This is a genomic window from Cellulophaga sp. BC115SP (assembly GCF_009905545.1).
GTDB lineage: Bacteria > Bacteroidota > Bacteroidia > Cytophagales > Spirosomataceae > Flectobacillus > Flectobacillus rivi.
The window spans coordinates 1-17,817 of the sequence record NZ_JAAALB010000074.1 but is presented as its reverse complement, the minus strand read 5'-3'; the positions used below and the strand labels follow the sequence as shown (position 1 = coordinate 17,817).

Here is a 17,817-nt window from a genome sequence, read left to right as displayed (position 1 = left end):
AACCGTCATGCCAAGACATGATGGAAGACATTATTTTATAGATGATGGACGAAGTGTATTGCCTTCTGCAACGGATGCAGGTACCACACCATTGGCAATTGAAAGTGCAATTAAGATTTCAGAGTCAAAGATGCGAATAGAAAATGTGGATGCATTTGTAAATGGAGGTTGGCAAAATTTAAATTTAAGTAAACTACCTATAGTAATTGAAATTGGTGGAACAAAGCATGGTGGATTAAATGCTACTCTAGTAATTACTTCCCTAATTTTCACGAAAACAGATACAAAGGCTCAAATAGGAATTTTGAGTAAAATGAATTCCAATGAAGCACAATTAAATGACAAGCACGAGGTTACAAGTTTATATTTTGGAGGGGAGCTAACATTAAAGAAGGGAGGATCTTTTAGTGCAGGCTTGCAAATAATTGCGCCGCTTAATATATCGTTGTTTTCATTAAGTGGTATAGGTAGATTATCCTTAAGTGTTGGTACTGGTGTATGTTTGGGCTGTAAAGCCTCCGAAACCAATAATCCAAGTGCCTTCAGTCTTCGATTATCAGGACAGTTCGAATTTGATCCGCAATTTGTTGTTGCGGAGAAGATAGATGGTGTTGCGATCACTGATGATAACAGGGTTGCTAAAATGTTATTTGGGGCCAAAATAACCTCTTGGGGTGAATTGAAAATTAAACTTTCATTTCCCCAAAAATATGGTTTACAGTTTACTAGATTCAAATACATAGGTTTCTGGTCCAGTACAACGAATCCCGAAGTGAGCACTGAGATTTGTGATACAAATTTATCAGATGGAAATGTCATGTTAGATCTTTCTACTAATACTAAGCAGAATGAAACCGCCAGAAATATAATATCCTTTCTGAATTTTAGACTTAGACTTCCTACTTCACTTAAGAAGAGTAACTCAGATGCCATATTCTTAGATCTTACATATCTCAATATTGATGATTCTGGAAATTTAAACGGTAAAATGTTTTATAACAATAAAGTTGAAGCGAAGGCTTCTAATGGTAAAGGCTTTTCCGTTGATATTACCAGAGCAGGTGTAACTATCACAAAGAATGAGTTGAATGAGTTTGCCATTGGAGGCGATTTGGAGCTTCCTATTTTGGATGGAAAAGATCTTAGTTTCGACTTGAATAAATCAGGAGAGTTACTCAATTTTTCAGCAACTTTAAAGCCAGATAAGGGAGATAAATTGAGAGTGAATTTATTCAATGCAGATTTAAGTTTTGATAACACTACCAAAACAACAACGGCGAGTTCAACGAATGGAACTAAAGAATCTACATCGACAACAACAGGTTCAGCAGCAGATACTTTTATACGAGGAGAAGGTAGCATCAATCTCAATACAGGGGCAATAGGTGCATTTGCTGTTACAATTAGTAAAGCCAAATTAACGATTTTGGGTTCTGGCCAGACATACTCTTTGAGACTCCCTATGTTAAAAGTTTTAAGCGAGTCTCCATACATAAATGCATTTACGCTGGAACCTGTAGCCACTACGGGAAGCCAAATTATGGGTTTTGCACTATCACTACAAAATATATCGGCTGCTGTTTCAACTGATAAAAAATATGTTAATGGAACAGCATCAATTGGTACTGGCGTCCAAGGATCAGAAGCGTCGCAACAAATATCTTTGAAAGGAGACTTTTCCTATCAAGCAGAAATAGTAGAGTCCGATAAGCCAAAATTCAAATTTACTAAATTTGGATTAACTGGCTTTTCAATCGAAGGGCATTTCCCAAGTTTTGATTTTGAAGCATCCGTAGCCACGTTTGAAAATGCAAACAGACTTGGTGTGGATAATTTAACTGGTTTTGAAGGTAAGGGAAGATTTGGGTTAAAGCTTATGTCGCCAGAACATTCTGCAGCCATGACGAATGAACAATCTCCATCGGGTGGTGGAAGCACAGGAGGGGGAGTGTATATAGTTTATGCCAAAAAAAGTGGCGTAGAAAATGCTGCATGGGGAGTGGATGTGGATATCCAATTTGGAAGCCCGGGTATTCCTTTAGGTACAGTATTGCTAAAAGGAGTCTTTGGTGGTGTTTATAAAAACCTCAGCATGAAAGGTGATATTGCTGATAAGGTAAATGGGGCACGTACTGGCTTATCTTATCAATGGAATTATGGTGCGTGGGGATTTAATTTAGGACTTGATATGACTACTGCCGCCAATGTTGATTTATCCATTATGCTCGCTGCACAAAGTACAAGCTCCGGGGGACTTAGTTTCAAAGCAGTTGGATACGCCAGATACCAACTTCAGGATTTTATGGATAAAATCCCTCCTGTAGGAGAAAAAATGCTGACAGGATTTAAGGAAATGGGTGATAAAGTTTCTCAAATAAGAAGCAATATTCCCATTAGTCCTACTCTTTTTAAAGAGGTGGCACAGGCCGACGAAGCTGTTGCAAAAGGTGCATCAACCACATCTAGTACTTCAACTCCCCAAAATACAGCCACCGCTAGTAAGAATAATAGTCTTGCAGACTTGTTCAGTGGAAAAGAATCCGACAAAAAAGGCCCAGCTTCTCCAAATAGGATAGCCCTTGGTTTAGTGGTAGCCTATAATTCAGGAGGAACAGATCAAGAGGGATCATTTTCTATCAAAATGTATCCTGACATCTTTATTAACTTAAACGTTGGTTTTGGTAATGCGGCACTCAAGTCTACAGGATATGGAATGCTTTATATTTCAAATAGTAAAAAATATTTGTACATAGGGCGTGCTAATCCAGTTAGTGATCGATTAGGATTGGTATTTGAATCCAAAAGTAGTGCATTGGATATTACAGCCGCGGTGAACGCCTATTTTATGCTAGGAGATGGGGTAGACACTGAACTACCACCACCATTGGTGCCAGAAAGTTTTGCTGCAATTTTCAATGACAAAAAAGAAGACATAGGTGTGTCAAACCAATCTATGTTAGCTGATAAAAGAGGTAACCCAGATTTAGCACAAGGTACGGGGCTTGCTTTCGGAGCCGCTGTTTCTATCAAAATAGGGATGAACTTTATTGGTGTGGTTAAGGTAAATGCTGGTGCTGGCGCTGGTTTTGACGCTCTCTTGGTCAAAACTTCTTGTCCTGAAGGTTGGGTTGCCTCAAGTGGTAACAGTTGGAATGCTCAAGCTCAGATTTACGGATATGCCAATGCAGATGTATCAGTACTAGGCGTTCCTTTATTAGAGGCGGGTATTGGCGTATTACTTAAAGCTAGATTCCCTCAACCGTTTTATGCAGAAGGAATCTTTGCTGCTTATGTTAGAGTATGGAAAGCTAAAGTTTCCATTAAAGTTGACGCTAAGATTGGAGAAAATGCACCAAGACCAACCTGTCTTCCTGCATCTGGTAGCGACAACGTGGCTATTACAAACTGGAATTTTGTAGAGTCGATTACCCCTCAGAATACAGTAAGCCCTGTTGGGAACTTTTATTTGAATGCTATTTACCCTGTAGACCAGCTATCTAAGCTAGCGCAATCTAAAAAGTATAAAATGGAGGTGAACATAACCTATAAAAAGCCAGATCAAAGCTTTTTCTCACTTGAGGCTCCATCAATGACAATTTCAGATGTCGACCCTCTGGATATATCTAAGATAAGTACTCCTATTGCGTTACCAAGAAAACAACTTGACTCAAATACTGAGTATGATGCTAGATTAAGTATTCGTATCTATGATCCAACCATACAAGATAGAAGTAATAATACAGTCTCAACTACCTCGGATAATACTACAATTCAGTTTAGCCAAATATATGATTTTTCATTTAAAACCAATAACGAACTTTGGGATTTAACCGATCTTGATGTAGTGGCTTATCCTGCTAAAAATCAATATAATACTTATAAAGAAGACTACCAAGGTAAGGGATATTTTAAAGTGGATAGCAGGCTTGCTTCTGAGATTACTACTAAATGCACTGGTTGTCAGTTTACACTAGGTATCTATGAAAAAGAGAGTCTGATTGGTGATAAAACAACTGTGAATTTAACAGATGCTAACGGAACATTTTTTTCATTGAGTCAGCTTAGCTCAGATAAAATTTACGAACTAAAAGTTGATTATACTGAAAATGGTGTGACAAAACCGTTTTATACAGGCCATTTCTTTAGAGTAAGTAAGTTCAATACATTTAATGAGAAAATTACAGCCTATCGAGCAAATGCTCAAGTTTCTTGGAATACAAATAATTATGGGTTTGAGGTCATAACTAACGAATCAGTAGATGAAGGTTTTTCACTAGAGGAAAAACAAATATTGTTCATGTATCTCAAAGACACGAGCCCATGGATTTCTGCATTAAATAGTAAGTGGAATAATACAAAGTGTGTAAAAGGCGATGAAGCTAGCTATACTTCCGATTTGATGCTGCCTAAACCTATGCTAACACAGAACAATTATTTTTCGTTATCAAATGAGGCAGTCGTAAGAAATGATGGTGAAGTTAGTCCTACAAAAGCACCCATGTTTTCTGTTTTGAATTTTAATAGCATGATTAATAGTGGTGTTTACGAATGCCTTACTAGTGATAATAATAATCAGCCAATCCCCGAATTTGTTCTTCCTCAAGGCACCAATTTTTGCGTTGATATGATTAGCGATATCAAAAAAATGGGATATTATCAACAAAGAAACTGGCAAAGTTTACCTTCGTTATATTCGGAAGCTACCAATAGTTTTTGTTTTGCGTCTAGGCCTGCACTAGATTTTAATGATGTAAATACCTTAAGAAAAAGGATTGTAGTGCATTGTGAGCGTCAGGAAAGAGACAGCACTCCTATACTTTACAGTTTCGAGCTTTATGATAGCAATAATCAGGCAATAGAATTTCCAAGTGATTTGAAAATAAAACATAACTTCCTTGGAGGTAATGAAACATTTAGCAACGTTAAATACAAAGCAGAGAATGCAGTCGTAAAATATTCATCCTTACAGAAAAGCGCTAGTGAGTGTGCAAGTCCTCAGGACTTAAGTGTTGAAGCAGCTGGAAATTACAGTTTTTCCGTTAAAGTATACCCACGTCCAGAAATTGCCCCTTGTATTACCATTAGAAAAAACAATGAAGCTATTATTAGTCAGGTAGATGGTATGTGTGACGCTGATTGTGCTCCTCAAGGAGATCCTAGAGTGTGCGAAATCTGTAGAAATGATATGGCTGCTATTCTTCAAAATACTGGCTCCACTGAATTTCATTACATTATTGAAAGTTGGGAAAATGAGGTAACTTTTCAGCCTCAAAAGTTGCCTAGAACCTTGTATTTGACGCTTTCTAACGGCAAACCGATTGAGTTTCATCAAGATAATACAGCTGTTACTGTAGTATTACAGCCAGAGGAAGAAGCCCTATTAGTCGCAAAAAAAGAGCTACTAAAAGTAGTTATTCCCGAAACAGAAACGACCTACAGATGTGGTGAAAACTTAGATGCAAACGAATATAATTATAAACCATTTGCCTTCAATGGTTCTGGAGCTACAGCCACCGAAGCATGTAGTTCTTCTAAAAGTGTAAAAGCATATACTAAGGCAGATTTCACCGCATTTAAAGTTGGGGATTTTGCCTATGAAGCAATTAACCCAGAAGTTAAGCCTTTGTCTCTACAGTACTACACTATGGGTAGTAGTATTGAACGCAAATGGTATGCCTTTAACAACGGTATGCTTCAACAAGTGAATTATTGTGTAGCTACACCTTTTGTACATATTGATTGTAAAAATAAGGACGAGGTTAATAAGAAAGGTGCTACATACACCATAGGATTTTATACAGATGGAAGTAAATCAGTTCTAATGAAGCCATGGTCTGCACCAGCTGAAGGATACTCGTTTACGATTCTGAGTGGACAAAATAAGCCGATTACATTTTCTTTAACACCTCAAGAAATTACCTCATCATCTCAATTATACAGATATACGGATGAAGGTTGTAAGACTATCATAAAAACAGATTATGGTGATGGCTATACTGTAATCACTCCTCCAAAAACTGATTGTGAAAGTAATTTAAAGCCTGCAAAGCCTGCTATAAAGACCTCGTCAAGTACGGTAGATTTTGGAACAACAATTTCTTTGGAGGGTTCTGGCTGTTCAGATGGAACGAGTTATGTTTGGAGTACCGAGGAAACCACGGCTATTATCAAGCCGATTATTACCAACAGTACCGACTTTAAGTTGCGTTGCTTAAACAATAAAAATAACTGTTTGAGTGAACCCGAATATGTCACCATAAATTTGACACCACTTTTGATTCAGGTATCAAAACCTACGGTTTGTGCGGATGAAAGCTTTACTTTAAATGCATCCAACTGTACCGGTACAATCAATTGGATAGCAAATGATCAAAGTTCTTTAGGAACAACCCAGAGTCTCTCTTTGCAACTTAAGGAGTCGTCTTCTATTACTTTAGAATGTACTGTAGACGGTAAAAAAAGATATACTATAACAGATGTAGAGGTATTACCTTCACCAGAGCCACCAACAATTGCTCTTGCACCAACGAGTTCCGAAACAATCTGTTTTGGCGGTAATGTTTCTATAAATGTCACCAAAGGGTGTAGCGCAAAGGAAACATTGGTTTGGTCAAATCAATCAACTGGGAACAGTTTAGTTGTTTCACCAAGTGTTAGTAATACTTTTTATGCTGTTTGTAAAAGTGATCAGTGCATAAGTACTAAATCAAATCCAATTGCGGTGGAAGTTGTAGTGCCTGCAAGAGCTGTAATCATAACTGGGCTCGAAATCAATAAGGTTTGTAGAAATACCTCTGTAAGTCTATCTGTTAGTAATTGTAAACAGAATGAAACAGTAGTTTGGTACAAAGACAACATCACGACGCCTATTGGTGAAGGGACGGATTTAAAGACCCAGCTGAGTGCCACATCTACTTTTTATGCTAAATGCTTGCGTTTTACTAAGTCTGACCGAACTGTAAAATGTGAAGGCAGTCTTTCAGAAAAAGTCATTATTGAGGTGATTAATAATGCTGCACTCAACCCTAGCTTGGAAATTAGCGCTAGTGAAATATGTGCCAATCAGAGTGCTACCCTTACAGCTAGCGGATGCAATGCTGGTAAGCTAGAATGGCAATTGGGTGATGGAATTTGGAGCGAGGGTGCCTCGTCAAGAGTTGTCAATGAAGCAGGAGTTTATCGTGTAAGATGCAACCTAAATAATCAATGTTTTAGTACAAATATTCCTTCAAAACAACTAAATGTAAATACGTTGCCTCAACAACCTCTGCTTAGTACAAACAAGGTTAATAATACCATTTGCGCAGGAGAGCAAATCCAATTAATTGGAACTTGCCAGCAAGCAGAGATAGTTTGGACTCAACAAAATACATTGGTTCAACCAATTACTAGCACTACGTACACTGCTTTTTGTCAAGATGCTAAGGGGTGTAGGTCTCTACAGGATGCTTCCATCGGTGTTAGTGTTAATAATATTCCTAAGGCTCCAGTAATCTCTAATAGTTTAGGTCGATCAATCATTTGTACTTATGAAAACACCGTAATTGAAGCAAGCTGTGAACAAGGAAATGTAGTTTGGGACTCGCCTTCAAAATCACTGAGTGTTTCAAATGCCCCTGTAGGCCAAATAGTCTATCGTGCCAAATGTGAGTCTAATGGTTGTGACAGTGAATGGATTGATTACGTATTAACTATTGCTGCAAAACCAAACGCACCAACTATTCAGGCTACCTCTCTAGAGACCTGTTTCCCACAAACAATTACGATTACAGCGCTAGGCTGTAGTCAAAAAACTGTCTGGTCTAATGGTCAAGAAGGTTCTAATATTCAAGTAAATAAAGTTGGTGTAGAATCATTTAGCGCAAAATGTATCATTAATGATTGCGATAGTGATTGGAGTAACGGAGTAAATCTTCGAATCAAAGAAAAACCCGAACCTCCAGCTCTTATCGCACGTGACATTTGTGATGGACAGCCAACCAATGTGGAAATAGTCTTTAATTCAGCAGGTGGTGCAAGCTTACAATGGCTAAGTGAAGCCCCAAAAACCAATGGGATTGCTGGTAACTATACTTATACAGCGGTTGTTAGTCGTGATGGTTGCCAAAGCGAGAGCCGTTCGGTGAGCCAAAGAGTAATTCCTTATCCGAGTCCGATTACCATCTCTGAAAATTCAGAATGTGGCTCTACTACATTAACTGCCAATGGTGGTAATGGTACTTACACTTGGAGTAGTGGGCATCAAGGGAAAGAGCTCAGCATTAGTAATACTGGCGAATTTACTGTAAGCAGTGCAAACGAAATGTGTAGTGTAAGTGCATCTCGTGCTATTGGCTTTATCAAACAGTCACCTCCTATGCCTGCTGTAAATGTAGTTGGTGCCACTCTGGAAAATGGAATATATAAAATTTGTGGCAACAATACTGTAGCTAAAATCTACTCAGATAGCCCATCTGTTTGGTATTCAGGAGATAATTTAATCAATCGAAATTCGCAATATCTTGAAGTAAGAGATTCACAAACCATACGAATTCAAGCGGAAAGAGATGGATGCTTTAGTTCGGATATAATTGTATCAGTACAATCAATAATTGTAAGTCAACCCAATCCAATAGAGGAGCTACAATATTGTGGATATACCCAACTTCGAAGTAGTTGTCCAAATGGGGATGTAGTTTGGTATAATAACTTAGATTCGGAAATTGGCACAGGAGGTTCTATTCAAGTGAGCAATGCGGGTACATTTTATGCAAAATGCCGAGTTGGTAGTTGTATGAGTTCAGAAGTATTAACTCACCTTCAACCAATTAAGATAAATCCTTCAGCAACGAATTTGACTGTATTTGCCAATTCATCACAATCTGACTGTGGTGAAAGAACAATGACTTTTTTAGTAAATGATTGTCCTAATGCTACTCCAGAATGGAGTACTGATGGTAATTCGTGGAAAAATGTTGAGAGGTTTCCTTACTTTTTTTTAGGTTACATGATGCAAGTTAAGGTAGATCGCAGTATGGACGTTCAGGTTCGTTGTAATGATAGAGGCTGTGTTAGCCCATCTACAAGCTATCATCTAGATTACAAATCTATACCTTCTGCTCCAAGCGTTTCCTTATTAGCAAAAGAAAATGATTGTGGCTATATCCTCCAAACGCTTGGTAGTTCCAACAATGGAAGTACAATTCAATGGTCGAGTAATTATAGAGCTTCTTTAGGGTCAGGTAGTCAAATAAGTGTTTCACATAACGGCGTTGGAGAGGTGTTTTATGCAATAGCTAGTTTGAATGGCTGCAATAGTGCTAATTCAAATGGAGTGCAGTCTGTAGCTTTAGATTGTGAGCCAAAATGGGTACTTACCAAAACAGAGAATAGGGTGATTAATGGGGAAATACTGGTAATACAAACTTTCACTAACCAAAATCCTAGGTCATTTAATTACAATGATATTAAGGAAATTATCTCACAAAGATGTCCTGCTTCTTTGACTATTAATGACGACACTGCAGCTCGAATACTAGCAGTAGATGACTCAGCCTGTAAATCTCAAACAGTGAACTGGTATGATGTATCTAACCCAACTAGCCCTGTCTTGATAAGAAGTCAAAGTATGAGTGTCAGAGGAATTTTTACAGGTAAAACTATAAAAGTGATTTGCGAAAACCTTTGTGGGACTCAAGTTGAAGGTATCAAGGTTATCAAATAAAGATTAATACTTGGGTCGGTGAGTACGCTCTTAGCCCCAGTATTTTCGCTTAAGTACAAGCAATGAACCCATCAAAATAATCTATCAAATAATTTATGAAAAATCTTCTATTATTAATTTGCTTACAGTTTTTATGCTTTGGTATTTACAGCCAAAGTAAGCCATTAAATCAGCTACCAAGTAATAATCGAACTAACACGGCAAATACTACTAGGAGCATCACAAATACACCAACGCTCCAACTCCTTGCCAAACACGGTAAAGGCTCGATTCGTTTACGTTGGGTGGCACAATCTCCCGAGATATGGGCATTGGGTCATCAGTATGGATATGTCTTAGAGCGTACTACCGTAATTCGTAATAATAAGACTTTAGCAAAACCAGAAGATTTTAAAACATTCACCTTGTTGCCATTCTCCGAGCAGGAATGGTCAAAACTAGCTCAGTCTGATAATCATGTTAGAGCTGCCCAATCATTTTATTTCTATAAACCTGAAGAGCTTGCCGAGAAAGATACCTCTCTTAGAAGTGCGATTACGCGTGGTAAATTTGCATTTTCTTCTATTGCTGCTGATTTTTCACCTAATGTTGCCAACCTCATGCGGTTATCCTTTGAGGATAGTTTAGCCAAATCAAACGAGATCTATCATTACACTATTAAGCTAAATCATCCCGATTATCAAAAACTCAAAGCTGAAACTCGCGTAACTGCTGGAATAAGCTGGAATATTAAGGCTTACACTCCTCAAAAACTGGTAGATCTGGATTATGTTGATAGTACCGTCACCCTCAAATGGGTAATTCCTCAAAATGCTATATTTACAGGCTTTATCATTGAACGATCTGCCGATGGAGGGGTCAACTATGAGCGTGTAAATCAAGCTCCTTTTGTTCCTTTTGAGAACTCACCAAAAGACAAAGATGCTCTACTTTATACTACCAAAGTACCCAAACTAATGGTTAATTACCATTATCGAATTAGAGGAATTGATCCATTTGCAGACCCATCTGAACCTTCAAATACTATTAAATTTTTTGCCTTTCAGTCTCGTTTACCCGAACCCGATAGCCTAATTTTTAACTTTCTTAACAAGCGAACCATAGGAATTAGATGGAGATTTCCTGATAGTCTGACTATCAACCTTCAAGGGTTTAATGTGTACAAGACTCTCGATTTTAAAAACTTTACTAAAGTCAATAAAGATGTTATTTCGAACAGTACAAGAACTGCTTTTGATAGGGTAGAAGATGGCATCGAGAATATCTACTACACTGTGTCAGCTGTCGACTTACGAGGCCGCCAAAAGACATCTGAGCCTCTTTTAGTAAATATTATTGACTCGATTCCACCCATGAAGCTCATGAATCTACATGGAAAAATTAATAAAAAAGGAATAACTCGAATTGGATGGACTCATGGCAAAGAGCGTGACCTCTATGGCTTTAATGTATTTCGTGCCGAAGGTATTCGCCCTCAAGATATGGAACTGATTCGTGTAATCCAGCGCCCAGATACCGCTATGATTGATACAGTGGCGATGGGTACCACCAATAGAAAAGTATTATATGTGATTGTACCTATAGACTACCATTCAAACTCTACTAGACAAAACGATACTTTGGTTCTATATCGCCCAGATATTACACCACCTCAACCACCCAAAACGGTCTATTTTGCTTTTAAAAATGAAAAAGCATTAATCAAATGGCTACCTAGTACCAGCGAAGATGTAGCCGAATACAAGCTGTATAAACAAGATTTACCCGATACTACTACTCGATTTGTTGCGGATGTCAAGCTTGCCAAAGATACCCTTCGCTATACAACCGAAGGCTTTGATGAAGAAAAGCCTGTAAGTTATATCCTTAAAGCAATAGATCAAGAAGGGCTTATCTCAAACGATTCGAATCGTGTAGAAATAAAACTCTTTCGACCTCACCGTCTTCCAGGTGTTGATACGCTATCTATTTCTTTTGACGAAACTACACAAGAAGTAATCTTAAAGTGGAAATATAACTATCTCTCAAAGAAGCGAAAAATTCAGTCCTTCTTTTTAAGCAAGCTTTCGCTAGGAAGTGATTTCAATAAGCTTGGTACCGTATCGGGAGATACTTTTGAATATCGTGATCCAATTCAAGCATCTGGAACTTATTCCTACCGAGTCATTGCTCAAAGTACTGATGGTATCATCTCGGTGAAGGGGAAATCTATCTCAATCAAAGTCAAGATCAAAAAGAAAGAATGATAAAGTGTTGAATCGCAGTCCAATATTTAAACTGAGATTTTGGACAGAATGATGATGATTTTTGAAGGATAAGAATCATAAGAAACACAATTCATGACGTGTTTCTTAGTAATTAATCTTGCTATTATTTCACCTATCCCTTACAGGGAGTTTTATGATTTGCATTATGCCTAGCATAACTATTACACTTAGACTATGTTTGATAGGAGGTATTTTGATATTTTCTCTTCAACAACCTGCTGTAAGTCAGGCCTTACAAGCAGAGGCTCAAAAACTAAAAAATCTTACCAAATTACCCTCTCAGGTATTACAAGAAGGAATTAAGGTAAGTGGGGGTGTCAACACGCTCTCTACCTTTTATACTACCAATGCCGTAGAGTCTACAGGTAGATTACCTTTTGAGTCTATTCTTTCAGGGAATATAAATTTTGATTTTTATGGCAAAATCAAAATGCCATTTACGTTTACCCTCAACAGTCAAAATATCAACTTCAAAAGCCCTTTTGATGAACGACTTCGCTTTCAGAATCCTTTTAATCGTTTTCAATTTAAGCCTACCTACAAAGGTCTAACGGTTTTGATGGGAGTGAATAGTATGACATTTTCGCCTTACACCCTCAACGGTCACCGTTTTGATGGTGTTGGGGTACAATTTAAGCCTAAGCAAAAACCTTTCTATGCCAGCTTTATGTGGGGAACTTTACAAAAGGCTGTTTTTCGCGATACTTCTGGGCTAACTCGTAACAACAACCCTGCTTACCAACGTAAAAGCTGGGGTTTTCAATTGGGCTATAAATCAAAAGATTATCTCGGAGAAATTTCCTTATTACGTTCACGCGACGATATCAGCTCATTGCCCTATACCATTGATGACTTTGCCTACCCTGAAGCCAACGTTGCTGTTGGGATCAAAGGGTCTGCACTACTCCAAAAAAAATGGACTTTGTCTATGGACTTAGCCATGTCTGGCCTTACTAAAGATATTCGAAATACGATTAATGAGCCCCCATCTGATAACTTTTCGTTTGGTGAGTTATTACAAACTAACCGCTCGACTATTATCAAAAAAGCCCTAAAAACAGGGCTAAAATATGGCGGAAAATCTTTTCAAACAGCACTAGAATATACCAGTGTAGATCCTGAATACAAGACTCATGGAGCTTATTATTTTGTAAATGACCTCGAAAATGTAGCATTAAATACCACAAGCAACTGGTTGAAAAACCGTCTGAATATTGCCGTATCGATTGGTCGTCAACATAATAATTTGGCAGAAAGTGCCAATCTCCAAACACTCTGGCAGTGGGTTGGCTCTACCGATATTAGTTTTATTCCTTCTGACAAAACTATGCTTAATTTAACCTACTCTACTTTTCAGAGTTATACCAATTTGCGTACCGATATGGAATATCTAACTACCATTAGTACGTACGCTGGGCTTGATACACTCAACTACCGTCAGATAAATCAGAACTTACAGTTGATGTTTGTCAAAAAACTACCTCGTGCTACCAAAGAGCACCCTCAGGTTTTACAAGTACAAGGTTTGTACCAAGGTTCTTCAAACCAGCAAGGTTCGTTGACGCGTAGCACACAGGTAAACACCCTAAACCTTGTGTACAATAATCAACTTATCGCCCAAAAAAGAAACTATTCTGTTGCGCTCAATATCAATCGAAATGATTTAGTAGTTAGAAGTGAGTGGTTCGTTGGCCCTTCTTTTACCTACCAAAAGGCTCTTCTCAATCAAAAGATTCAACTCCAAAGTGCCTTGAATTACCTAAAGACTATTCGAAGCACTGAGCAGTCGGGCGATGTACTCAATGCTCGATTTACTTTAGGATTTCAGCCCAGTAAAGAACATCAGTTTAATCTAAGCCTTTTGAGTATGTACCGAAACTTGAGCCCTGGCAAAATCATAGAGCGCAACTTTTGGGATATGACCCTCACACTGGGTTATCAGTATCAGTTCCAAACCAAGTTTGGCGCCATTACCCCAAAAACGAACCCAAAATAAGCATACACCCCTTATCCTAACAATCTTATGATAAAGAGCTTACGATTTTATCTACAAATCCTGCTACTATTATGTGTATTTGGGATTAAAGCTATTTCCCAAAATTACCCCTTGAGCGGGACGGTGTCCTTTATCCCTCAGCAGAGTTTGACGTGGAGTAGCTTTTATACCACCAATGCCCTAACGATTACCATCAATCTCAAAGACAATACCAGCACTCCCGGCCCTGTATTTGCCCGAATAGCCCTTACTCGTCAAGGTGCCGACATTCGTAATAACGAGAGCTTTGTGGCAAGTCAGGGCATCACCGTAAACTTTGGTGGAATTACTACCATCACGGGAATTGATTTGGCGGAGAATTTTTTGCCTAGCAACTTGGTATCACAGGGGCTTGACCCCAACTTTTTCAGCCAAGGAGGAAGCTTATCTAGTGGTTTTTGGACAATAGAGGTAATACTTTACGAACTAAACGCTGCTCGGAACTATCGACAGGTATCAGACAAATTTAGTTATAGTTTTACCCAATACAATGGTTTACCTCCTTTGCTCAACCTTCCTAGTAACGAATCGGAGATAGATGCTCGCTATGGACAAAACTTTAGTTTTTTATGGACACCCCAAGCTACCTCGGTGAGTGGTCAAGGTGGAGTGAGTTATGAATTTAGTTTGTGGGAATTGGGTGACGACGAAAACGCCAACGATGTCTCCGAAGGCAAAACCCCCATATACACCACTAGCGTATCGGTACCTATGCTTGCTTATGACCCTACCAAGCCACTTTTGCAAATTGGCAAGCGCTATGCTTGGCAGGTACAAGTCAAAAATGTGTCTGGTACGAATGTCTATGACAACCAAGGCAAAAGCCAAGTATGGGAGTTTCGTTACGGAAAAACTTGCTCAGCCCCCAATGCACTTCTGCTGAAATCCGTAGGGTCAGGTTATCACGAAATTTCGTGGGGAACAGTCAACCTAGCACAGAGTTATCAGGTTCGCTGGCGGAAGAAATCGAGTAAGGACGACTATACTTTCCAAAATACTACCAGCAATAGTCTTGTATTAGCGCTTCCGAGTGGCAATGAATACGAGTTATCGGTTCAGAGTGTTTGCTCAGGAGAGAATAGTCCATGGTCTTCGGATATTTATCAAGAAAACACCAAAAACAGTACAGGTTCTACTACAGCGACAGTTGTTCCCAATGCCCCTATCAATCCATCAGACCTTCCTGTGAATGGAAGTGATGTAGATCAAAAGCAGTTTGATGATTTTGTCTCTAATCTTCAGCGTCCACCCACTACCACCGAGACTCGTTGCGGGGTTAGTGTCGTAAAGGACGTAGTGAGTTGTCAGGACGACGAAGTATCCAATACAGGCGTTGGGAGCGTACCATTCACAAGCAAACCTAACAGTACTTTCTATGTCAATGGTTATGATGTACGCATTACAAAGGTCATAGACAACACCTCTGGGGAGGGGCTGTTGTATTTTCCTATTTTGGGTCAGCGCATTCCAGTTATCTGGAGGGGCGTTCAACTTATGGAAGGCATAGGGCTGCACGAAACACAGCCTTATGGTTGTTTGACATCAGGCGAAGTACAAATGGTAGGCTCCGACCCTACGATGCTCAACCGCGACCTTACCTCACAATACAACAACCTCTACAACTCCCTCAACAGCCCCGGGAGTTATTCAGGTACTTTTGGACAGGCAATTGAAGCCATGAAGGCGAAGGCCCAAGAGTTGATTGATAAAATAAGTCAGAAGCAAACACCAACAGAAGAGGAACTTAAAAACTTTAAGAGTATCTGTAAGGCTGTAAAAAAAGGCATAGCTGCTTGGGAGGACGACCTCGACAAGGAGTTTGGTAAGGATACCAAAAACACCTATATCCTTCAGTTAAAAAAAGACTTATTAGCCAACAGCAAAAAACTCCAAGACTTGTTAGATTGTGATAAAGTTGGCTATTCGCCAATCAAGCGAAAGTCCGATGAGTTACCTGCCTTATATGCCTCTGCTCAAAAGGGTTTGTTAGGCACGAGTATTTCGTTAGTAAGTTTATTAGCACCTTGTCATATAGAGGATGCTGCGCCGATGGCTGACCTTATGACTAATGGATTCAATGAAATTGAGAAAATCAAAAATAATAAGCTAGACTTGGGTGATAATACAGGATATTACGTCATGACCATCTATGATGACCCAGAAAAGAATATCTATATAACCAACGATGCAAAGAAATTTTACTTTACCAATGGGGCTAAATTGGTTGAAAAATCCACACAAAATGTCATTAGAGTTGAGATAAATGGCGTAGTTGAGGAATATGTACCCATGTATCGTGTCAAAGACAAGAGTTTTGCCATTTTTTATAAGAAGGCGTATTTAGATAATCCTCCTAGTTGTACAAACACTAGCGGCTACAACATCAAATCATTGAAGAGTACTCCCGCTTGTAATGATGGTATCTTAGACCCCAAATACTATACCCAATCGCATACAGGCAATAAGTTTTATGAAGACATTCGTTTGAATGCTAGTCTGGCAGATGCCAACAAGGATTTAGTCAATCAAATCGATGATTTGGTTGAAGAGTTGCTGTCATTCAGCGTCTACAGAGAACTACTCCAAACACCTATCAAACAAAAAGGTGTCAACAAACTCACCGTAGCAGACCTCCAAAGAATAAAGAAATTACTAGAGGATTATAAGGCAACCATGCCTTCAGGAATTGAAACTTCTACCGATTTGCGATTGAGCCACATCAGCCAGTTGTGGGATATCATCAAAAGCTGTTGGAATTCAGCTCCAAATGACAATAGTGCTTGTAATGTCTCGCCAGGGATTTTACCAAGATGCCTTTGGGATAACAACAACGCAACCAATATTGTGTTGAATGAAGCAGGCCTAGTAGCAGGTGCTATCGATGGTGCAGCCGAAATGGTCAAAGGGCTGTATGATGTAATTGAATTTTCTACTTGTTGGGCAAACCCACTTTTAATTACCGATGATTGTTCAGCTACTCGAAGTCAGACTATCAGCGCAATGAAGCAAATAGGTGACTTGAAAAACAAAGTAGGCTGGACAGGGCTAGGCAGCCAATTGAGTAGCACCTTAGGTACAGAATTTAAAGATTGGCTTACACAAATAGTCGCATTAGAACCCAACCTAAATGTAAACTGTAGGTCTTATCAGATGGGAAAGCTCATTTTTAATGTAGCCTCCTTACTTATAGGCGCAGGCGAAATCAACGCAGGCGTAAGGGCAACAAGTTTGATGGGCAAGATAACCCAATCCATCGGATCGGTTAATAAGCTATCGAGACTATTTGACAAGACCAAACAAATCGCAGTAGGATTGGGTAAAGTTGCCCAAACTGTTGCCAATAATGTAGCCACTAGAAGGCTTCCACTACTACTAGATGGTATCGAGATTGCTGGAGCAGGTATTTTTCAAGGTATAAATCAATCGATACACCTAGGTTTTAGTGTATCAGGGTCTAGAGCATTGCTTGAAACAGAACGATTGCTATTTAAAGGTATTCCCAAACTCGAAGAGCTAGGCGAAATAGGCATAAAAGTAGGGGATGACCTATTAGAAGACGGTGCAATGGTTGTTAAAGAGATAGAGGATGCAGGTAAAACCAAACGTCTTTTCGGCAAGATGCTACCCAAACCCACAGGCGATGGGACTATCTTTAAACCCTTGGTATTGGTAGGCATGACAGGCAAGTTGGTAGACGAAATTGTAAAAATTACCGACGATGGCATCGACGAACCAGAGTGTACCATTTGCCTAGCTCGAAAACCAAGTATAAGTTTATGTAGAAAGCTGGAGCAGTTGGCACAACGAGGAAA

4 protein-coding genes are annotated in these 17,817 nt (G+C 39.0%); all 4 read left to right on the top strand.

The window, feature by feature from the left end; genetic code table 11:
• The first annotated feature begins 7 nt into the window (after nucleotides 1-7).
• Nucleotides 8-9,703, top strand: a complete 9,696-nt coding sequence (locus GVN22_RS25675) for a hypothetical protein (protein ID WP_205691041.1) — start codon at nucleotides 8-10, stop codon at nucleotides 9,701-9,703.
• A 95-nt stretch (nucleotides 9,704-9,798) separates the two neighbouring features.
• The gene (locus tag GVN22_RS25670; RefSeq protein WP_166553869.1) at nucleotides 9,799-11,949 is read left to right on the top strand and encodes a fibronectin type III domain-containing protein; all 2,151 of its coding nucleotides are present in this window, start codon (nucleotides 9,799-9,801) and stop codon (nucleotides 11,947-11,949) included.
• A 166-nt stretch (nucleotides 11,950-12,115) separates the two neighbouring features.
• Entirely contained in the window at nucleotides 12,116-13,966 is a 1,851-nt protein-coding gene (locus tag GVN22_RS25665) for a hypothetical protein (RefSeq protein WP_166553868.1), read from the top strand.
• A 27-nt stretch (nucleotides 13,967-13,993) separates the two neighbouring features.
• The coding region (locus GVN22_RS25660; RefSeq protein WP_166553867.1) for a fibronectin type III domain-containing protein at nucleotides 13,994-17,817 on the top strand (3,824 nt) is incomplete at its 3' end.

Coding starts and splice junctions, on each gene's coding strand:
- GVN22_RS25665 (WP_166553868.1), top strand. CDS start 12,116: ATGCCTAGCATAACTATTACACTTAGACTATGTTTGATAGGAGGTATT.
- GVN22_RS25670 (WP_166553869.1), top strand. CDS start 9,799: ATGAAAAATCTTCTATTATTAATTTGCTTACAGTTTTTATGCTTTGGT.
- GVN22_RS25675 (WP_205691041.1), top strand. CDS start 8: ATGCCAAGACATGATGGAAGACATTATTTTATAGATGATGGACGAAGT.